The organism is Shewanella sp. UCD-KL12 (genome assembly GCF_001957125.1).
GTDB lineage: Bacteria > Pseudomonadota > Gammaproteobacteria > Enterobacterales > Shewanellaceae > Shewanella.
Map to the genome: position 1 here is coordinate 41,843 of NZ_MPHJ01000009.1, position 19,608 is coordinate 61,450.

Genomic DNA, 19,608 nt, shown 5'->3' on the forward strand with positions numbered 1-19,608 from the left:
CGACCGTTCGGCAAGGGGTTAAGCAACCGACTCAGTCATGACACTTGCAGACTCTTCAACAGCCATCTGAGCAAGGTCTTTATCAACAAAGAACAGCGCCTTGCCATCTTCACCAACAAGACGAATTTTATCAACAATAGACTTAAATAACTTTTCCTCTTCATGCTGCTCAGAGACATACCACTGCAGGAAGTTAAAAGTTGAATAATCTTGATTAGTAAATGCTGCGTGAGCTAATTCATTAATCTTTGAAGTGATCATCTGCTCATGCTCATAGGTATACTCAAACAGAGCCAGTAGAGAAGAGAACTCTGCTTGCGGTGCTTCAATCGTACCAAGTAGTGGCATACCACCTGTTTCACTCACATAAGTGAATAGTCGATGCATATGCTGCATCTCTTCATCAGCATGCACACGCATAAATTTCGCTGCGCCCTCAAACCCTTTATCTTCACACCAAGCACTCATCTGCAGATATAAATTTGAGGAGAAAAACTCCACATTAATTTGAGCATTTAGTTGATCAATCATTTTTTGCGCCAGCATTTTAATTCCTCTATACAGATATCTAAATGGCTATTTTATTGCGCTGCATTGTCATAAAAATAACAAAGAAATGCAATTAAATTTACTTAACTCACTGTTTATTAAATACAAATAGTTATCATTAAGACGATGAAATGACCTTTAAAGACAAAGTTAAACTGCAACATTTGCTAACCAAATGAAGCAGACCTGTTAACATTTACCTCATACTATAAGTCAGTATAGAATGACCACTAATGGAAGAGAGCAGCAAACAACTCTCAAAAGTGGCAAGGAAGACCATGAACCTGACGCAAATAAGCACCAAAAATCCAGCTGGCACACTTGTGACTTTGCTGCTCATCGCTATTTTTGGCTTTCTCGCTATCTCCAAATTGCCAATACAGCTACTTCCAGACATCCAACGCCCCCAGATATCGGTTTATAACAACTGGCGCTCTGCCGCTCCCCAGGAGATGGAATCAAATATCATCGAGCCTCAAGAGTATGTGCTACGGCAGGTTCCTGGCGTTGTGGAGATGACATCAAATATTTCACAAGGTTTTGGCGCCGTCACGCTTACCTTCGAAGTCGGCAACAACATGCAAGAAGCGATGATCAATGTGATCAACGCGCTAAACCAAACACCGCCAAGACCCCTAGATGCCAATGAGCCATTTATTAATGTCGGCGGCGGTAGCGGCTCCCCCAACTTAGCCTCTTTACTCGTCAGAATGGCCCCTGATAATCCCGAAACAGACTTTGGTAAATACCAAAAACTGATCGATGATCTGGTTGAACCAAGATTAAGACAGATAACAGGTGTTGGCGCGGTTCAACTACAGAGTCGTCAACCTAAAGAGCTACATATTCAATTTGATCCCTATCGCGCTGCAGCACTGGGTATCACTTTAGATCAACTTAGAAATACCCTATCTCGCGCCGCTGATATCTCTGGCGGCACCGCGAACGTGGGTCGCCGCCAATATACGGTTAGATTCTTAGGACAATATACACCGGAAAACTTAGGTAACCTGATCGTCACTTATAACGACGGCAGGCCGGTTTATCTAAATGAGCTCGCAGACGTCAGCGTATCGACTGCGGAGGTGCAAGGCTTCACTAAGCGTAATGGGTACCCAGCTTACTATATGACGCTACAAGGAACCTTCGACGCCAACACAGTCACAGTGCTCGATGGTGTCAACAAGGCCATCAAGGAACTGAATGCCGGCGGTCTAAAAGACGCCGGCCTAGTGATTGACCTGTCCTTCGATGCCTCCATACATATTAAACGCGCAATTTTATTGGTAAAGGGCAACCTAGCCATAGGCGTATTACTTGCGCTCATTATTCTGTTCGCCTTCCTTCGCAGTTTTAAAGCCACCTTGATGATCGCATCAACGATTCCTGTCGCCCTGCTGATTGCTTTTTTCTCTCTAGAGGCTATGGGGCGAACCTTGAACGTAATCTCACTCGCTGGACTGGCATTTGCCGTTGGCTTAGTGCTCGATGCGGCCATAATCGTACAGGAGAATATTGTCAGACTGCTGCAAAAAGGTGAGCCTCTAAAAGAAGCAATAGCCAAGGGAACTGAGCAAGTCAGAGGCGCCTTGATGGCATCTACAGTCACCACTGTCGCTATTTTCCTACCTATTCTATTTATGCCCGGTGTAGAGGGGCAGTTATTTTCTGATTTAGCCCTAACCCTGTCGGTTGCTGTCGTCTCCTCATTTATCAGCGCAATCACCTTAATCCCTGTATTTAGTCTTCTTTGGCTTAAACTGCCTAAAGGAGCTGCTGACAGCAGTCAGTCTAACAAGTGGCTCAAACTCACTCAGCTAATCCGCCGACTCACAGCGGATAAAAAAAGGGCTGCTAGCTGGTGCGCTCTACTGATACTTGGTAGTGGTGTACTCACCTTTGCCCTAATGCCAAGATCAGACTTCCTGCCTCAAGCGCGCTCAGATGGCATATTTGCATTCTTCTCTCTCCCGCCAGGCGCCAATGTCAAAACCCTAGAAAAAGAGGTTGGCGAAGTCATTATCGAAAGGCTCAAACCTTACTATGACAAAGAGAAAGCCCCTTTCATCAAGGGCTACAACTTCTCTATGTATGCAGCATTTAATGTATTGTTTATCTACCCTGAAGATCCCTCTGAAGCCGATCAGATGATCAAGCTGCTTAACGATGAGATCTTAATAGGACTACCTGACACTCAAGCTTTCACCAATAGAGGGTCGTTACTACAATTTGGCTTTAATGGTGGCCGCGCAATCAACATAGATCTTCAAGGTGCTGACATGGAAGCGCTAATGGCTTCCGCTGGCAAAGGGATGGGCTTGATCACCGATGCGCTTCCTGGTGCCGTTGTCAGACCAATACCGGGTCTTTCTATGGCTCAGCCTGAGTTACAGCTAATCCCAAATGAGCGTCGACTCGCACAAGCTGGTGTCGATAAAGGGCAAATAGCGAACGCTGTTCGCGCCTATACATCAGGACTCTTTATCGGAGAGTACTTCGATGGTAATGAACGCATGGACGTTTTACTCAAAGGTCCGAAATGGCAAGTTCCCGAGCAACTGGCTGCCACACCTGTGTTCACTCAAGCTGCAGGCATACAAACGATAGGAGAGCTGGCAAACATCAAGCGTACCGTTGGTCCAACTCAACTACAACGAGTCAACGGTAGACGTAGTGTTAGCTTACTGATTTTCCCACCAGCAGATATGTCACTCGATGAAGCCCTAGAGATTATCAATGAAAAGGCGATACCTGAGCTCAAAGCAAGCCTACCGGATAATAGCTCACTTAAGTTCCGTGGTAGTGCTGACAAACTCGACAGCACCATCAAGGAGATGGGAGGTAACTTTTTACTTGCCGTGCTTATTCTGTTTCTCTTAATGGCTGCAATGTTTAAATCAGCCAAAGACAGTGCCTTAGTATTACTTTCTATGCCCCTTGCCATATGTGGTGGGGTTGTCAGCTTAAGATTACTCAACTTATTCAGCTTTCAAAGCTTAGATCTTCTTACCATGATAGGTTTCATCATCTTGCTGGGCTTAGTGGTTAATAACGCTATTCTACTTGTCGACCAAACACGTCAAGCTAGCCGTGATGGTCTTAATATTGATGATGCTATCTATCAAGCTGTCGCTACCCGCGCACGGCCAGTTTACATGAGTACTTTGACCTCCATATTTGGCATGCTACCTCTCATGTTAGTGCCTGGTGTCGGCAGTGAGATCTACCGAGGATTAGCGGCTGTGATAGTGGGTGGTATGACGTTCAGCGCACTGTTTACTCTGATTTTAATGCCAAGCCTTTTAAGAGTAACCCACACACTCGACAACCGAGCCAGGACCAGCTCATTCACGCCTTTCTCAGAATCTAGTACCGGAGCTCAGTGATGAAAATATTTAAACAAGCCACTCTTTATCTCAGTCTGTCTTTATCTATACTGGCTCCTAATTATGTGCATGCCGAAGATACTCAAGCGCCTGAAGAGAAAGCCAGACTTGTGAGCGTAGTTCAAGTAGAGAACCGAGCTCTCTCACCTAAGATTATGGTGATCGGCTCCGTCCACTCCAGAAGCAATGCTGAATTAACCGCAGGAATAGATGGTAAACTCGATTGGGTACAGGAAGCGGGTACGCGGGTTGCCGCCGGAGAGGTGGTAGCAAAGTTAGAGACTATCCGTCTTTCACTACAAAAAGAGCAGCAAGAAGCCCAAATAGAGTACGAACAAGTCGGCCTTACTCGCCTAACGAAAGAGCTAAAACGTTTAGAGAAACTAGTTGTCAGCAAAAACGCTTCAGAAACCGAGCTAGATAAGGCGCGTTCAGATAAAGATCTCGCTGCGGCTAACTTGAAACTGGCACAAATTAAACTCAAGATGATCTTAGATGATATCCGACGCACTGAGGTAAAAGCGCCTTTTGCTGGCATAATTACTGAACGCACGCGCCAAGCAGGTGAAGATATTGGGCGGTCAGCCTCTATTGTGTCTATTACTGACCCCGATAACTTAGAGATACGTCTCCATGCACCGCTCAAGCATAGTCGCCGAGTTAAAGTAGGTGATGAGCTTAATATCTATCATAGTGAAGGTGAGTTTCACGCAAATATTCGCAGCCTTATTCCCGTATCAGATATTCGCTCGCAGACTTTTGAAGCCCGTATTGATCTTCCTATAGAGATGCAAGATGCCTTCAGCGTCGGTGAGCTTGTCTCTCTGGCGCTGCCTATCGCACCTAAACAGCTCACCACCTTAGTACCTAGAGATGCAATAATTTTACGCTCAACGGGCGCATATGTTTTTAAGATTGATCTAGATAATAAAGCGGTAAAAATAGCGGTTGAGCTTGGTGATGGTGAGGGAGATTGGATTGCCGTCAATGGCGAGTTGACGCATACAGACACAGTCGTCATTCGAGGCGCTGAGACGCTGCAAGACGGCCAGCAAGTTAAGCTACAGCAAACACCAACGACTAAGGTCGCGACAGCAAGTTAAAAAAAGTACCTAGGGTCTAGGCCCTAGGTACTTCATTGCCAGCCTTTTACCACAAAACTATAGTTAACTTTCTCAACCCAGTGTCAGCTTTATTCTCCTCCAATTTCTCATAACTAATACAAAGCCAGATAAAAAACTGCTGTTGAGATCATAGTCTTCTGAATTCACCGTGGCATAATGACTATCAACTTTCGCTTTTACTAATGTCGCGTATATTTACGTGAGGTTAAACATTCCTCATTAAGGTAGCCAGATGCCCACTAAAGCCGATCCATGTTCTCAGCCAAGCCTAATGCACCCAGATGAAGCCATTACATTACTTCTCAAACAAGTTAGTCAACTTGATGAATCTGAAGTGATTCCGCTGTCTCAAGGATTAGGTAGAGTGCTGGCTGAAGATCTTGCCTCAAGTATCGATCTACCTCCATTTAATAACTCAGCAATGGACGGCTATGCCTTCCGTTTTGAAGATCTTGCTAACAATGAAAGCCTGCCTTTAATTGGTCAATCATTTGCTGGACACCCATTTGAGGGAAAAGCTCAACCAAATACCTGCGTTCGCATCATGACCGGGGCACCACTGCCTGAAGGTTACGATACCGTGCAGATGCAAGAGAAGGTTGAAGCAAAAGGTGATGCCATCTTCATTGAAGCACCTAAAGCCAAAGGCGCAAATATTCGCTATCGCGGTGAAGAGGTAAAAACTGGCGGGAAAGTGCTAATGCGTGGCACACAAGTCGGTGCCGCTGAACTCGGTGTGCTAGCCACCATAGGTGCTAGTCAGATCAGAGTCACACGTAAAGTTAAGGTCGCATTTTTCTCTACCGGTGATGAACTGCGCCCAATTGGAAGCGATTTAGCACCAGGCCAGATCTATGATTCTAACCGTTACAGTATCCAAGGTTTACTAAGCCGAGCGAATGTCGAATGGATCGATATGGGAGTCATTGAAGATGACCCTGAAGCGATTCGACAGGCATTTAGAAATGCTTCAGCCAATGCCGACATGGTTTTAACCTCGGGAGGGGTATCGGTTGGCGACGCTGATTACACTAAACAGATATTAGACGAAGAGGGTGAAATCACTTTCTGGAAACTCGCAATCAAACCTGGTAAGCCTTTTGCTTTTGGTAAGTTAGGCGATGCTATTTTTTGTGGGCTTCCAGGAAACCCAGTCTCTTCAATGGTGACTTTCTATAAGCTTGTTTGGCCATTACTGACTAAAATGCAGGGCTTGCCACAAACCAAACCATTACAGCTTAAGGCGAAGCTAACAGGCGATCTAAGAAAATTCCCCGGCCGAGTAGAGTATCAACGCGGTATCTTGAGCCAAAATGATAATGGTGAGGCTACCGTGAGCATTACCGGGGGACAGGGATCAGGCATGCTAACTTCGATGAGCCTAGCCAACTGCTTTGTTATCTTGGCCCAAGAGCAAGGTGATACACCGGACGGCACATTGGTCACTGTAGAGCCTTTCAATTCGGTTCTTTGCTAAGCTAATTTAACCAAATTTACGACGACACAGCGCAGGAAAATAGATATGAGTTCGACAGCCGACAACGATGAGATCTTGTCTGATAGTGAGATGCTAAGGTACAGCCGTCAGATCTCTATTAAGGCGATGGATTTTGAAGGCCAGGAAAAGCTTAAACTTGCCAAGGTACTGGTCATCGGCGCAGGAGGCTTGGGCTGTGCAGCCACTCAATATCTCGCTGTTGCAGGCATAGGGCAGATGACATTAGTCGACTTCGATACTGTCGAAATCTCTAACCTACAGCGGCAAGTGCTACACCAAGATAAAAATGTCGGGCAAGCTAAGGTCGACTCAGCGAAGCAGACGCTAACTGAGCTCAACCCACATATTCAGATCGAAACGATTAATGCTGTGCTAGATGATCCAGAGATAGATGAACTGGTCGCCAAACACTCGCTAGTATTAGATTGTACCGACAATGTAGCAGTGCGAGAGCAGCTGAATAAAAGTTGTTTTAGTCATAAGATCCCTCTGGTTTCTGCCGCTGCTATTCGCATGGAAGGTACTGTAACCGTATTCGATTATCAAGCTGAGCATCCCTGTTACCACTGCTTTAGCAAGCTATTCGGAGAACAACACCTCACTTGTGTCGAGTCAGGTATTCTAGCACCTGTCGTAGGTATGATAGGCTGCCTGCAAGCCGTTGAAGCAATAAAGGTGATAGCCAATATGGGCAAACCACTCGCAGGTCGTATCTTGATGATCGATGCCATGACCATGGAGTTTCGCGAGATGAAACTTTCAAAGCAGGCAAACTGTAAGATCTGTGGCTAGCTTTACCGAATGAAAAAACTGACAATGAAGGCTAGTCCATAAAGTAATTGTGGGCTAGCTTCTTATCACACTAACCTTCAACACTAACCTTCAACCTTCCCTGCATACTCCATCTCCTAAAAACGCCTAAAAAAATTATTTAAAAAAATTGAAAAAACATTTTGACCCTCCCCCTACGGGAGACAATATCATTCTTATCAAGGGACAAAGAGTCCACAAATACCTTGCTTAAACATAAGAATACTTGGAGTCAAACATGAAATTACTCACTAAAACTGCCCTATCAGCCATCATTACAATCGCCTCAGCATCTGCTTTTGCAGCAAGTGTATCTCTACCTAATAACTTACAAGTCTCAGAAATTAATGGCGTTAAAGTAGGTAATTCTCAAGAGTTCCAAATGGCTAATGGACAAAATTTAGTTAGTTTAAAATACGTAGAGGACTTTGCAGTCAATGCTGATGATTCAGGCGCATTAATCAAATCCGAGCCGCTATTTTGGCATGTATCAGTACAAGACGGGACTCACTACACAATAACTATACCTGAGTTGAACACACAGGATGAAGCTAGGAACTTTGTAAATAACCCTGTTATTCAAGTAAGTAACAATAAAGGAGCGACACGTACTGCTAACTTAGCAAACCAATATCAATTAATGGCAGGCTTGTTGCGTCAAGAGGTACAGATGTAGCCTTGTTAGATAGTAGCCTTATTTAGATAATAGTCAGATAAAGCTATATATCTTCACTCACCATCAGCCATTTGCTTCATAGTGACACGCTAGCTAAAGCTGCATCTACCACTCTCAGAAAGACCAAAGCCTTGTCGATTAATTCATTTTCAGGTTAAAGTTAGCCATCAGTCAGATGGCTTTGTGACAACTCTTATTTGCACCCAAATTAACCCTTTAACGGATTTGACCCGTTTCTAGTAATTATTAATCTAGAAAACTCACTCTTTCTCGGAGAATCGATGGATATGATTAAGCTAAGCTCAATAGCGCTAGTTATCGCTAGCGCCCTAATACTGAGTGCTTGTAACCAAGAAGCACCTAACGTATCAACCGCCGCTCAAACAAAAGAAATGTCTACTCAGATGGCGAATCCAGCTTCTGAATATTGCGTCTCTATCGGTGGAGAGCTAGAGATACAATCAGAGCCTGATGGCCAAGTTGGTATCTGTAAGCTACCTAGCGGAGAGCATATCGAGGAGTGGGCTTTATATCGTAAAGCCACTAAGCAAGATGTCACTCAAGCTGTTGATATGGTGAACCCTGCCTCCGCTTATTGCCACTCCCTTGAGGGAAAGTTAGACCTAACTTCAGGTATTTGTACCTTGCCAAGTAGTGAAGCCATCGAACAATGGCAGCTTTATAAGCGCGACCATAAGCCAGCAAGCTAACTTAACAAGAATTGATAAGGAATATCACAGCAGATGTCGACACTACCAACAGCCCCCTCCTATGAACTAGCCTGTGACATTAGTGATAAATGGTCTCTCGAACAATGGAGACCAATCCTCGACATCATCTGCATTCGGCACAATATTAATGCTATCAAGGTGAGTCAAAATTTCGAAGGTACAAACCCTGTCTTCGAATTGACTCTAGATTCAAGTTCAGACGAACTGAGCCCAGTTAATAAGGCCTATATCGTTAAGATCCTCGCGCCAAATTTTCACCCGCAATATCAAGGCGATTACCTTAGCCTTAAATTACTTAATCATCACTCTTTGGGCGTTAAAGTGCCTAAACTGTTCTACTCAGGTGATGTAGATAACTGGCCCTACTTAGTAATTGAAAAGCTCGATGGCATCATGTTGTCTTCGGTACTCAGTGAGCTTTCCACGGCTGAGAAGTGTGTTATTGCCCGAGAGTTGGGTGACTTTAGTGCTCAATTACACAAGCTTCCCGAAAACAATATTGAAGGCTTAAGGCTAGACTGGCCTGAGTTTATCCGGCTACAAAGCCAGAAGTGTTATGACAAGCGTAAGAGTCAAGGTCTTCCAGAACCCTTATTAGCGTCGTTAAATAATTATCTCCAACGTCACACCGATAAGTTATCCACTCAACTCAATAGCAGCACAGCTCACCTGATACATACAGATCTACACCCAGGGAATTTGATGGTTAACTTGCATCAAGGTCAATACAGATTTAGCGGTATTATAGATTTTGGTGATGCCTTGGCCTGCCCAGATCCGATCTTTGAGTTTACCTCTCCGGCACTGCTGTTAGCCCTAGGTGAGGCAAGCGTATTTCATGCTTTTTTAGACGGTTATGGCTATAAGGGCAAGCGTGATGCGAATTTACAACAACATATGATGGTGCTCAGTCTATTAAGACATACTGGCGATATCAATTACCTACTTGAGCATGTTCCAGGGTGTGCAAGCTGCGTTGAGTGGCATGAATTAGAGCCGTTATTTTTCCCATTATAAGCTTGTAATTTTTATGATTTATTCAATGCTTTTTACTGCGGCCATAAGCAGCCCCTTCTCCACCCATATTGATACGTTTATTCCTTTTACATCCAGTGATAATGGCGCTTCGCCTAGTTCAAGCTGCGGAATATCGCCGTATCGCTGCACATCATAACCCACCTCATATAAAGTCACCCTTTGACCTGTGTCTGTTTCATAACGGATCTGTGCAGCTGATACGCCTTGAATGGAGCAATAACGCCCCCCCAGCATATTGATATTTTGCTGTGAAATGATGCTGGAGCCAACAACCGAGAAGTCGAGCTCTGTAAAGTAATCTCGCAAAGGCTTTATCTTGTCAGTTCTGAGTTCTAGCGGCTTCATCTTAATATGGTTCATCGCCACTTCTTCGGCGATCTGCAGGCTTAAATCTGGCACAGGGGATAAATAATTAACACTCAACATAAACACGAGTACTAAACTTGCAGCTAAAGCCGATAGGCCATACCAAGCTCGGCCTCCTCTTTTAGTCACTGGTGAGCTTATTACTTGCTCTTCAGAACTACTGTCGGTCGTTATTTCAACCTCCTGGGAGGTCAATAACATCTCAAACTTAAGCAGTTGCTCTTCATCAAGTGATTCTTGCTCAATAAAGGTCTTGGCCGACTGCTTAAAGGAGCTTTGTCCCTTAGGGCGCTTGTTCATGATGACAACTCCTTCAGCCAACCATTTACCTCATTCATCTCTGCAACTTTCTGCTTGATTCGATGCAAGCGAGACAAGACTGTACCTCTAGGTTGCACTAAATCTTCAGCGATTTCCGCTGCTGTATAGCCATCAATTGCCCACAAGTAGAGCACCTCTCTCTCGGCAGCATTGAGCAATTCGAATACCTGCTCGATTAAGTTATGCTGGATCTGCAACGCCTCTAAAGACGTTTCATCTAAAAGCACCGCAGCGTGCTCATCAATGGGATCAAATGCAATTTTTTGTTTGCGCCTGCAATCATCAACAAACTGGTTGCGAATGATCTTGCGAATATAGGCATGTGAATACTCTAGGTCTTTACCGCACTTGAGCCACTTCTCTAATCCATTTTGCAATAAATCTTCAGCAAGGCCACGCTCTGCCGTTAAACAAAAACTATATCGATATAGGCTCTGCAACTGCTCACGAGTCAGCATTTACTTAGCTTCTCGCATACGAAAACCACAGACCCACCCTGCAGCAATCCACTCAGGTAAACTGCTCATCTCCACCCCTTGCTCAATCATCTCGCCTAAGCTCTCCCCTTTAGAGAGGGCATGAAGTAGACAATAATGATGTTCATTAATCTGCTTAACGAGAGGTTTATAAGGATCACGGGAGATACTGAAATAGTATTCACTCTGAGAAAAATCAATATCTATATGAGTGTCTTGTTGATGAGTAAGCCAAATATCATAAAGCGGATAACCGGATTGCAAAATAAACACATCAGGCCTAAGCAATAGCAGCAAATCTTTATGTTGCTGCTCATTAACTTCAGCAATTTGCGCTATAGGTAAGCAGTTCAAACTATCTGCAGCATAATAACTGAGCTGGATTAACCACTCTAACTGAGCCATTTGCCCTAAGTACTCAACTTTTGAAAACTGTTCACTAGTACCAATAACCTGCTCCAAGAATAGTGGAAATTTTTCTCCATAATGATTGAGGTTAATCTCCAGCATTGGGTTAGATTGTATATACTCCTTCGCTAGTAGGTTAAAGCAATGCTCTCCCACAAGTTCAAAACAGATAGGAAACGTAATTCGCAGTGTGGATGTGAGTGCTTGCAAAGAGTTATTACGATATATGCCGAGTCGACTCCCTTGAGCGGGGTTGACCAATGACAACATAGCTTCATCGCTTCCGTCTTGACTCAAGGCGTCAATAAAAGCATCTTGCCACTGTGCTAAGCGCATTGATTACCTCCAAGCTTCCATGCCTCATTCAATGGCTCCGACCCTTTTAAGATATCAGCAGCAATGGCTCTCTCTGCTAGCAATCGCTCTAAAGGCGGTAGGTCATTATCCCACTCGATCATGCTGGGGATATGGCCATTCTTCTCAATAAATAACTTAAAAGCATGCCAAACCTGCTCATCAACAGGATGATTATGGGCATCAAGCAGGTAATCCCCCTTATCATGAAAACCCGCGAGATGGATTTGCTTAACTCGATTAACAGGTATCACATCCATAAATGTCCGCATGTCTTGATTCAAATTTTCACTCGTAACAAAGGCATTATTGATATCCAGCAAAAGGTAACAATCAGATTCTTGCGCTACCTCAGCAATAAACTCTCCCTCTGTCATCTCATTAAACTGACAGCTCACATAAGTAGACACATTTTCCAGCAGAATTCTTTCACCCATAAAATCCTGCACTTGTTTAATTCTCTGGCTCAAGTGCTGCACCGCCTCATAGGTATAAGGTAAAGGCAGTAGATCTGGCACCTTTAACTTATCGCTCCCTGAGAAGCTAGCATGCTCTGAATACCAAAGTGCGCCTGTCTGCTGTTTAAGCTTTTTTATTTGATTAAGGTAGGAAAAATCTAGTTCAGAAGGTCCTCCAAGTGAAAGGCCCACACTGTGCAGAACTATTGGATATTGCTCGGCTATCGCCGTTAGCATATGTTTATTCAAGCCCCCCTCTACAAGCCAGTTATCCGCTAAAACTTCAAACCAGGGAATATCTGTCTCGCCTGCAGCTAAGATCTGCTGCACATGGGGGAGGCGCAGACCTATGCCTGCACCTGTTAGGCTCCCCCGTTTCATTAAGACTTCGCCGGCTTAACAGCTTTTACTTCACCACCAGTGATCTTGTCACAAGTTCCGGCCGGTACGTACACCCACTCATGGGGTAAGTTATCAGTCTTAGCTTGACCTGCGCAGCCATGACTGCCATCTAATGCACCACAGTCATTAGCCCCCGCTTTTGCAATACCAGCACATTTTTCCCACTCGGTTGGTTGGTCCGGTACCGCATTCGCACTTACAGAGAGTCCAGCAGCTAATATGCCAGCTACAGTTAATCCTAAGGCTTTATTTGAAGATTTCATCTAGTTCTATCCTTTATAAAAAGTGAAGTGTTCACCCCTATAACGAATAGCAGATAATTTTGATTGCATGATTTTATTTATTTCTTACAAACAGCCAAATGTTGCTTTCAGTAAAGCTGACGACAGGAAGTCTTATAAAGATGAGAGAGAAGGTTTATCAAGGCAATAAAAACAAAAGCCCTCTATATAGAGGGCTTAGATAGAACGATACGAGAATATAAGTACAATTTAGCCAATAAAGCTTAAGTACCCCTGCAGGATAATCGCATTGACGATATCGATAAAGAAAGCCCCCACAATAGGCACTACCATGAACGCTTGTGGTGAAGGCCCACTTCTAGTGACTAATGCCCCCATATTCATCACAGCAGTTGGAGTAGCTCCCATACCGAAGCCACAATGACCACCAGCCATAACAGCGGCATCATAGTTACTGCCCATCAAACGGAATGTCACAAAGTAGGCAAATAGAGCCAAGATCACTGTCTGAGTCAATAGAATGATCAGCAAGGGAATAGCCAGATCGAAGATTTCCCACAGCTTGAGATTCATCAAGGCCATGGCTAAAAACAGCGACAGGGACACAGTACCTAAAATATCGACGCTCTCACTGTTAATCTTATACCCACGAGAGACCTCAGTAATATTGGTGATCACCACACCAATAAATAGGGCATAGACAAAGTCAGGCATCTTTAACCAGCTAATATCCATGGTCGAGACAAGTGAGCCAACCCATTTAGCACCAGCCACACATAGCAGGAGAATAAACAGCACCTCTAAAATACTCTTAGCGGTCACTCTATCCTCTTCTAACTGATCATAGGTCACCAGATCAGGATGATCCTTATGATGATTGCCTCCAACACCATAAGACGACACGAGATTGTTTTTATTGATTAACCTTTGTGCGACTGGCCCACCAATAATCCCCCCCATCACCAAACCAAATGTCGCTGCAGCCATGGCGAACTCTAAGGTATTTATGCCATATGTTTCCGAGAACGTCTGCGCCCATGCAGCACCAGTACCATGACCACCAGACAGAGTAATAGAACCAGCAATGAGTCCCATTAGCGGCTCTAAGCCTAGTGTCGTAGCCATACTCACACCGACAGCATTTTGAATAATGATATAGAGGGAGGCTATCCCTAGAAATACAAATACTTTACTGCCGCCTTTTAACAAAAGCTTATAACTTGCAGCGAGACCCACTGTGCTGAAAAACATCAGCATCAAGGTATTTTGCATTGATAATGTGAATTGCAAAGAGATCTGGTTGAAGTGCAAAACTGTAATGACTGCTGCGACAATGAGGCCGCCAACAATAGGCTCAGGAATATTGTACTTTCTAAAGAAAGGCACATGGCGATTGACAGAATGGCCGATGAATAGCACTAAAATAGCGACTAAAAACGACTCAAGTTCGCCTATTGAATAAACTGTATTCATGAAACTCCTTTTGGAATAAGCAAAGCTTTCATTACGACCTAATGCATTACATAACCGTGATGTAAAAAACAGTATAGGTAACGAAAACTCTGCTCACTATTCTGTCTGCAGAGAATATTCAGATGAAAAACTACAGACGAGATGAGAAGCGACACATTGTGCCACAGATCACCTTATATGCGACATTACTGAAGCGTGAAAAATAGAGGTTTATTGCGGAAAAATGTAAGAATAATACAAGTTGCGGTTAAATTTATAGCAAGTGTTAAACTCACTAGCCCTTTGTTAATCTAATAAAGGGACTTTTCATACTAAATTAAACATACAAAGTATTTAGCGGTTTTACGAAAACATAAGATGATTAGCTTTCTGGGCTGGCTTCCCGTGAAGCGTGAGTATCTTGCTCACTGGCCACTTCAGACTCTAGGCTCGCTAAACGCTCTCGCTCGGCTTTCGAGACATATTTCGGTTTATTACTAGAGCTCAACTTAGCATTGGCTTTTTTTAGCTTTTTTTTATGCTTTAAGGTGATTTTCTTAGTTCGATTCATCGTATCGTCATTAAGCCATATTTGAATCACCTAATTATATAGGATCTCCCACCACAAGGCATCACTCGGTGCACGTCCATAAACCCACATATTGACAATGACTCGAGTGAGCGCAATCTAATCGAAAGACAAACCCTCAGCCCCTCAATTAACACAATCACTACATAAGCAGGCAATAATTGAGAGCAAGATCACAGCTTTAGCCTTGTTTAAAGAATACCTAGACTACTATCTAGACAGTAAATTTGTAAGCCCTTACACTAACCCGAAATACAAATCATTGTTATTTACATCATATTTACACTTAGCGTTTAATAATAAAAACCTTCGCTGCAAAAGTGTTATGTGATTTTTTTACTCGGGATGACTCAGCCATGAAATTTAAAGCTTCATTAATAGCGCTATCTATTACTACCGCATTAACGCCAAACCTTGTTACCGCAAACGAATCAGATATTGAGGTCATCACCGTCACCTCAAGCCGTATGGACAAGCCCGTCAGTGCAATTCCAAATACTGTCACCATCATTGATCAAGAGCAACTTGAGCAGCAGTTCAGAACAACTAAAGATCTGTCGACGATTATCGGTAACTTGGCACCAAGCTTTTCACCTAGCCGTCAGAAAATGAGTAATACAGGCGAGACCTTACGTGGGCGCACGCCATTGATCATGATCGATGGCGTACCGCAGTCTAATCCACTGCGTAGCGGTGGCCGCTCAGGTCAAACAATTGATCCTGCAATGATAGAGCGTATTGAAATTATTCACGGCGCTAATGCTATGCATGGCCTAGGTGCACAAGGTGGCATTATCAACTACATCACCAAAAAGCCCACTGGTGATAATGAGCATCAAGTGAGTTTCGATGTCACAGTGCCAAACAACTTAGAATCTGACGGGATAAGCTTTGGTACTAGTTACGCCTTTTCTGGTGAATCAGATCAGTTAGATATGATTGGCTCAGTCAGCTACCGCAACAATGGCGTCTATTATGATGCCAACGATGAGATGATTGGCGTAGACACCACTCAAGGCGAGTCAATGGACAGCCAAAGTGCCGATCTATTTCTTAAGCTTGGGCACAATTTCGATGAGTCCCGTCTAGAGTTTATGATCAATCACTATAATATGGAAAACAACGGCGACTATATGGCCGTTAAAGGTGATAAAGAAAACGACATTCCTACCGGGGCCATCAAGCAAGATCAGCCTTGGGACGCCGCTAACAACCAAGTTACGACCACCAGCCTGACTTATACTCATGAAAATATTGCCGGTCAGCAGATGCACCTGCAGTTTTTCAATCAAAACTTTGAAGCCGTATATGGCGGTGGCTGTTGGTCTGACTTTTACGATCCAAGCATGGAGGGTAGCGACCAAGTCACGGTATGTGGTACCGGTGAAAATGATGAGCCTCTCTATTATGAGCAGTCACGCAATAAGTCAGTTAAGTGGGGCATGAAAGCCTCTATGATCGCCAACAATATCGCTGACTCAGGTGTTAACCTAGCTTATGGTGTCGATATTTTTAGCGATACTACAGAGCAAGATATGGTTATGAGCGGCATCTCTTGGGTACCTGAAAGTACTTACGAAAATATCGCTCCCTATGCACAAGTAGATTATGATCTTATCGATAACTTAACCCTATCTGGCGGGGTGCGTTATGAATACGCCAAACTAAAAGTCGATGACTACAAGACCATGTATGGCTATGGTGATAAGCATATTGAGGGCGGCTCTCCAGACTTCAATGAAACCCTATTTAATATTGGTGCTTCATATCAACTCAACTCATCGGTTCGACTCTACACTAGTTTTAATCAAGGTTTCGGCATGCCTGATATTGGTCGCGTTCTCCGTGATGGCGATAGCTTCCCAGGTGAAAATCCAAGTATCGATGATTCACTCGCGCTAACACCAATCGTGACTGACAATATAGAGTTTGGCGCTGATTATCAGGGAGAATATTTCATTGCCAAGATCGCCTACTACCGCTCATCTACTGACTACGGTAGCCGTATGGTAGAGAAGGAAGATGGCAGTGGTGCCTTTGTCGTTAAACGCGAGAAGAGTGTTATCGAAGGTATTGAGTCTAATATCACCGCTTATATTGGTGATAATGATGATGTGGGCGTAAATATCGCTATACAAAATGGCGAGTATGACTCAAATGACGATCAAACTGTCGATACTGACTTAGATGGTGCGAATATCTCACCAAACCGTATCAACTTATTCTGGACTCATAACTTCGACAACGATATCTCAACTCGCATACAGGCCAACTTCTTTATGGATAAAGACTTCAAAGATGCCAATGATGAGATCTACTCAAGCTTCGACGGTTACACTACAGTCGATGCTTCGATGGCCATTCCAGTTTATAACGGCACCTTAAGTATTGGGATTCAAAACCTATTGAATGAAGATTACTACACCTACTACTCTCAAACAGTGGGTAAAGATACGCGTTACTTTAAAGGAATGGGTCGCACTGCCACGATCGGCTTTACAATGCCATTCTAGCGCGATTTCATAAGCCATTTTAAAACCAACAAAAAACGCAGCCACTGGCTGCGTTTTTATTACCATTCGGTATAGGGCTACTTAGTAACGACCCATAATGCGTGAAGCAAACCAGGTATAAAAAAGAGTAAACACAAGACGATGTTAATAAGCAGGTCTTTACCGACACCTGACTTTAAGAAAACCGCCACAGGTGGTAGCAAGATTGCGATAACAACCAGAAGTAGTTTGTTTGTGTCCATTAAAAAATCTCCTTTAATCTCTTCATTTACGTTTAGGCCAATCTAACTTCTCAGGCTCTGACCATATTTGCAACTGCTTTATCACACTAAGACCAGTAAATTCCTCTCCAGCAGTTGGAAAGCTTAAATATTGATAATCAACTTCTCTAAAAGAGAAGCTTAAGCTGAGGGCATGTAGATAACCTCTATCGGCCTGCGCGCCACCATAGAGTCCATCACCTAAAATGGGTACGCCTATGCTTGCTAAGGCAACTCTAAGTTGATGGGTCTTGCCACTGTGTGGCTTAAGTAGATATAGACGTAAGCCCTCTGCGACTGAGTGCGAGAAAAACTGAGTGATCGCAGGATTATTGGTAGTGCGTAGCAACTTATGCATACTACGTCTGGCCTTTGCCATATCCCCTATCACCCAACCTTGCTTCTTCTTTGGCTTACCAGGCGCTAATGCCAGATAATACTTCTGAACCTTATGCTCACTAAACAACTGAGTAAATTCAGCAGCTACCGCAGAACTCTTGGCAAACAGGAGTAAACCAGAGGTCATAGTATCCAAGCGATGCACTGAAAACAGTTTTATATCAAGGTCTTTCTCGACACTGGCCATCACTCCAGCAGAGCCATCTTGACTATGAAAATGAACATCATGGGATTTTGCTATAACAATAAAATCAAGCTCATCTGCGATGATCTCGTACATAGGCTGGGACATAACTTCTGGCTCTTTGAATTAATTAAAATGTAATACTAACCACTAACCCAGGCTGATTATCACTCAGGGTAACTTGAGCATTATGTCTGGCAAGAATCGCTTTAACCAGAGACAGACCTAAACCTGTGCCCTTATTATGACGACTAGGGTCTAAACGCACTAGCCGTTCAAACACCTTATCTTTAGCTTCAGTAGGAATTCCAGGACCGTTATCACGGATCTGTATCTCTTTTCCTACCTGTATTATCTCTATCTTTGCACCTTCACCCGCATACTTAATCGCATTATCAACCAGATTAAATAGCACCTGAAATAACAGATATTTGTCACCTGTCACTGAGGTGTCTTCGCCTGTTGATAGCACCAACGTCTGCCCATTTAATTCAGCCATTGCCTCGGCCATCTCAAACAGATCTTCACACATATCCTTGATACTCAGCTCTTGAAGCTCAAGTGTTTGCTGCCCCTCCTCTATTCGAGTTAAAGACAACATGGCATCAAACGTTGCTAGGCAGTGATCTAGCTCCTCGGTGAGGATGGCACAAGCTTCTGGTAACTCTTGAGAAGTTTTATCGGGCAGCTGCTCTAGACCAATTCTAAGGTGTGACAGCGGAGTACGTAGATCATGGGCTATGTTGTCTGTCGCTCCCCTCACCGCAGTTAGGTTATGCTCCAATGTATCGAGTACGCCATTAAACTTACGCGCCAACATATCAAACTCATCTTGTCGCCAACTGACAGGTAAACGTGTTGAGTACTCCCCTTTTTCAATCAAGCGGCTTAAGCGATTATATTGTACCAATCGGCGTAAAATGGCCTTAGAGAACAGGTAACCCAGTGCCAGGGTAAGCACAATAGTTAGCATCAATGCGGTTATTGCAGCATTAACAAAACGCTCAATCAGGGTGCCTAACTGGTCTGTACGAGTCGCAATTAATACTGGGCCGTAGCGAGTAACAACTAAGCCACCCGTTAAGATATGCAGCTTATCGGGACCACCGGTTAAGATCGGAAATTCACGAGTTTGAGGTAACAGAGGCATATCGTCAGGAATTAAGCTTAATGCCCCAACAAGGTCGAATGAGTTGCGCCAAACCACCAGAGCCGTTTTGGGATCAGCCGATTTTACCTGGATAGCAAAACTTCTTCTATCTAAGGTCAGCGCCATCTGTTGATAGCGAGCTTTCTCTGCAGCTAAGTGTTGATCAGTTTGTAGCTCCTGCTCATTCATGAGCTGCCTATACATGCCAAACAGGAGCGTGCC

General features: G+C 43.9%; 19 protein-coding genes. 8 read left to right on the plus strand and 11 right to left on the minus strand.

Annotated features, from left to right (window positions below; translation table 11 throughout):
- Positions 1–18: 18 nt before the first annotated feature.
- Complete coding sequence (gene ftnA, locus BM736_RS16005; protein ID WP_076413987.1) at positions 19–546, minus strand: non-heme ferritin; 528 nt, start codon at positions 544–546, stop codon at positions 19–21.
- A 281-nt stretch (positions 547–827) separates the two neighbouring features.
- On the opposite strand from ftnA, the gene BM736_RS16010 reads away from it, so the two are divergent.
- From BM736_RS16010 to BM736_RS16040, 7 genes are all read left to right on the plus strand, one after another.
- Entirely contained in the window at positions 828–3,935 is a 3,108-nt protein-coding gene (locus BM736_RS16010; RefSeq protein WP_076413988.1) for an efflux RND transporter permease subunit, read from the plus strand.
- Positions 3,935–5,038, plus strand: a complete 1,104-nt coding sequence (locus tag BM736_RS16015) for an efflux RND transporter periplasmic adaptor subunit (protein ID WP_076413990.1) — start codon at positions 3,935–3,937, stop codon at positions 5,036–5,038. Before BM736_RS16010 ends, BM736_RS16015 begins: the two co-directional genes overlap by 1 nt.
- Before the next feature lie 253 nt (positions 5,039–5,291).
- Complete coding sequence (gene moeA, locus BM736_RS16020) at positions 5,292–6,536, plus strand: molybdopterin molybdotransferase MoeA (RefSeq protein WP_076413992.1); 1,245 nt, start codon at positions 5,292–5,294, stop codon at positions 6,534–6,536.
- A 45-nt stretch (positions 6,537–6,581) separates the two neighbouring features.
- Entirely contained in the window at positions 6,582–7,349 is a 768-nt protein-coding gene (moeB, locus tag BM736_RS16025; protein WP_076413994.1) for a molybdopterin-synthase adenylyltransferase MoeB, read from the plus strand.
- A gap of 256 nt (positions 7,350–7,605) precedes the next feature.
- Positions 7,606–8,043, plus strand: coding sequence for a DUF2057 family protein (locus BM736_RS16030; RefSeq protein ID WP_076413996.1), 438 nt, complete (start codon positions 7,606–7,608; stop codon positions 8,041–8,043).
- Between the two features lie 281 nt (positions 8,044–8,324).
- Positions 8,325–8,753 (plus strand): DUF333 domain-containing protein, encoded by a 429-nt coding sequence (locus BM736_RS16035; RefSeq protein ID WP_076413998.1) that lies wholly within the window; start codon positions 8,325–8,327, stop codon positions 8,751–8,753.
- Positions 8,754–8,786: 33 nt separating this feature from the next.
- On the plus strand, positions 8,787–9,791 hold the full coding sequence (locus BM736_RS16040) for a phosphotransferase family protein (protein WP_076414000.1): 1,005 nt from the start codon (positions 8,787–8,789) through the stop codon (positions 9,789–9,791).
- A gap of 18 nt (positions 9,792–9,809) precedes the next feature.
- Here the strand turns inward: BM736_RS16040 and BM736_RS16045 are convergent, their stop codons facing one another.
- The 7 genes from BM736_RS16045 to BM736_RS16075 all read right to left on the minus strand — a co-directional run bounded on the left by BM736_RS16045 (position 9,810) and on the right by BM736_RS16075 (position 14,862).
- Positions 9,810–10,478: a hypothetical protein gene (locus tag BM736_RS16045; protein ID WP_076414002.1), complete on the minus strand. Its 669-nt coding sequence runs from the start codon at positions 10,476–10,478 to the stop codon at positions 9,810–9,812.
- On the minus strand, positions 10,475–10,957 hold the full coding sequence (locus BM736_RS16050) for a sigma-70 family RNA polymerase sigma factor (RefSeq protein WP_179079067.1): 483 nt from the start codon (positions 10,955–10,957) through the stop codon (positions 10,475–10,477). Before BM736_RS16050 ends, BM736_RS16045 begins: the two co-directional genes overlap by 4 nt.
- Positions 10,958–11,719 carry a DNA-binding domain-containing protein gene (locus tag BM736_RS16055; protein ID WP_076414004.1) on the minus strand — a complete coding sequence of 254 codons (762 nt, stop codon included), beginning with the start codon at positions 11,717–11,719 and terminating at the stop codon, positions 10,958–10,960. It lies immediately after the preceding gene.
- Positions 11,710–12,576: a DUF692 domain-containing protein gene (locus tag BM736_RS16060; protein ID WP_076414006.1), complete on the minus strand. Its 867-nt coding sequence runs from the start codon at positions 12,574–12,576 to the stop codon at positions 11,710–11,712. Before BM736_RS16060 ends, BM736_RS16055 begins: the two co-directional genes overlap by 10 nt.
- Positions 12,576–12,860, minus strand: coding sequence for a DUF2282 domain-containing protein (locus tag BM736_RS16065; protein ID WP_076414008.1), 285 nt, complete (start codon positions 12,858–12,860; stop codon positions 12,576–12,578). The genes BM736_RS16060 and BM736_RS16065 overlap by 1 nt, the downstream gene beginning before the upstream one ends.
- A gap of 228 nt (positions 12,861–13,088) precedes the next feature.
- On the minus strand, positions 13,089–14,312 hold the full coding sequence (gene gltS / locus BM736_RS16070; RefSeq protein WP_076414010.1) for a sodium/glutamate symporter: 1,224 nt from the start codon (positions 14,310–14,312) through the stop codon (positions 13,089–13,091).
- Positions 14,313–14,673: 361 nt separating this feature from the next.
- Positions 14,674–14,862 (minus strand): DUF2986 domain-containing protein, encoded by a 189-nt coding sequence (locus BM736_RS16075; RefSeq protein WP_076414012.1) that lies wholly within the window; start codon positions 14,860–14,862, stop codon positions 14,674–14,676.
- Between the two features lie 374 nt (positions 14,863–15,236).
- Between BM736_RS16075 and BM736_RS16080 the strand changes: the two genes are divergently transcribed.
- Entirely contained in the window at positions 15,237–17,393 is a 2,157-nt protein-coding gene (locus tag BM736_RS16080) for a TonB-dependent receptor (protein ID WP_076414014.1), read from the plus strand.
- Between the two features lie 77 nt (positions 17,394–17,470).
- Here the strand turns inward: BM736_RS16080 and BM736_RS16085 are convergent, their stop codons facing one another.
- Genes BM736_RS16085 through BM736_RS16095 form a run of 3 tightly spaced genes read right to left on the minus strand, consistent with a single transcriptional unit; the run spans position 17,471 to position 19,590 of the window.
- Entirely contained in the window at positions 17,471–17,635 is a 165-nt protein-coding gene (locus BM736_RS16085) for a YqaE/Pmp3 family membrane protein (protein ID WP_076414016.1), read from the minus strand.
- A 22-nt stretch (positions 17,636–17,657) separates the two neighbouring features.
- On the minus strand, positions 17,658–18,332 hold the full coding sequence (locus BM736_RS16090; RefSeq protein ID WP_076414219.1) for a TIGR01621 family pseudouridine synthase: 675 nt from the start codon (positions 18,330–18,332) through the stop codon (positions 17,658–17,660).
- A 34-nt stretch (positions 18,333–18,366) separates the two neighbouring features.
- Positions 18,367–19,590 carry a HAMP domain-containing sensor histidine kinase gene (locus BM736_RS16095; protein WP_179079069.1) on the minus strand — a complete coding sequence of 408 codons (1,224 nt, stop codon included), beginning with the start codon at positions 19,588–19,590 and terminating at the stop codon, positions 18,367–18,369.
- Between the last annotated feature and the right edge of the window lie 18 nt (positions 19,591–19,608).

Coding starts and splice junctions, on each gene's coding strand:
- BM736_RS16095 (WP_179079069.1), bottom strand. CDS start 19,590: ATGTATAGGCAGCTCATGAATGAGCAGGAGCTACAAACTGATCAACAC.
- BM736_RS16030 (WP_076413996.1), top strand. CDS start 7,606: ATGAAATTACTCACTAAAACTGCCCTATCAGCCATCATTACAATCGCC.
- gltS (WP_076414010.1), bottom strand. CDS start 14,312: ATGAATACAGTTTATTCAATAGGCGAACTTGAGTCGTTTTTAGTCGCT.
- BM736_RS16040 (WP_076414000.1), top strand. CDS start 8,787: ATGTCGACACTACCAACAGCCCCCTCCTATGAACTAGCCTGTGACATT.
- BM736_RS16045 (WP_076414002.1), bottom strand. CDS start 10,478: ATGAACAAGCGCCCTAAGGGACAAAGCTCCTTTAAGCAGTCGGCCAAG.
- BM736_RS16090 (WP_076414219.1), bottom strand. CDS start 18,332: ATGTACGAGATCATCGCAGATGAGCTTGATTTTATTGTTATAGCAAAA.
- BM736_RS16050 (WP_179079067.1), bottom strand. CDS start 10,957: ATGCTGACTCGTGAGCAGTTGCAGAGCCTATATCGATATAGTTTTTGT.
- moeA (WP_076413992.1), top strand. CDS start 5,292: ATGCCCACTAAAGCCGATCCATGTTCTCAGCCAAGCCTAATGCACCCA.
- BM736_RS16010 (WP_076413988.1), top strand. CDS start 828: ATGAACCTGACGCAAATAAGCACCAAAAATCCAGCTGGCACACTTGTG.
- moeB (WP_076413994.1), top strand. CDS start 6,582: ATGAGTTCGACAGCCGACAACGATGAGATCTTGTCTGATAGTGAGATG.
- BM736_RS16035 (WP_076413998.1), top strand. CDS start 8,325: ATGGATATGATTAAGCTAAGCTCAATAGCGCTAGTTATCGCTAGCGCC.
- ftnA (WP_076413987.1), bottom strand. CDS start 546: ATGCTGGCGCAAAAAATGATTGATCAACTAAATGCTCAAATTAATGTG.
- BM736_RS16015 (WP_076413990.1), top strand. CDS start 3,935: ATGAAAATATTTAAACAAGCCACTCTTTATCTCAGTCTGTCTTTATCT.
- BM736_RS16055 (WP_076414004.1), bottom strand. CDS start 11,719: ATGCGCTTAGCACAGTGGCAAGATGCTTTTATTGACGCCTTGAGTCAA.
- BM736_RS16065 (WP_076414008.1), bottom strand. CDS start 12,860: ATGAAATCTTCAAATAAAGCCTTAGGATTAACTGTAGCTGGCATATTA.
- BM736_RS16060 (WP_076414006.1), bottom strand. CDS start 12,576: ATGAAACGGGGGAGCCTAACAGGTGCAGGCATAGGTCTGCGCCTCCCC.
- BM736_RS16085 (WP_076414016.1), bottom strand. CDS start 17,635: ATGGACACAAACAAACTACTTCTGGTTGTTATCGCAATCTTGCTACCA.
- BM736_RS16075 (WP_076414012.1), bottom strand. CDS start 14,862: ATGAATCGAACTAAGAAAATCACCTTAAAGCATAAAAAAAAGCTAAAA.
- BM736_RS16080 (WP_076414014.1), top strand. CDS start 15,237: ATGAAATTTAAAGCTTCATTAATAGCGCTATCTATTACTACCGCATTA.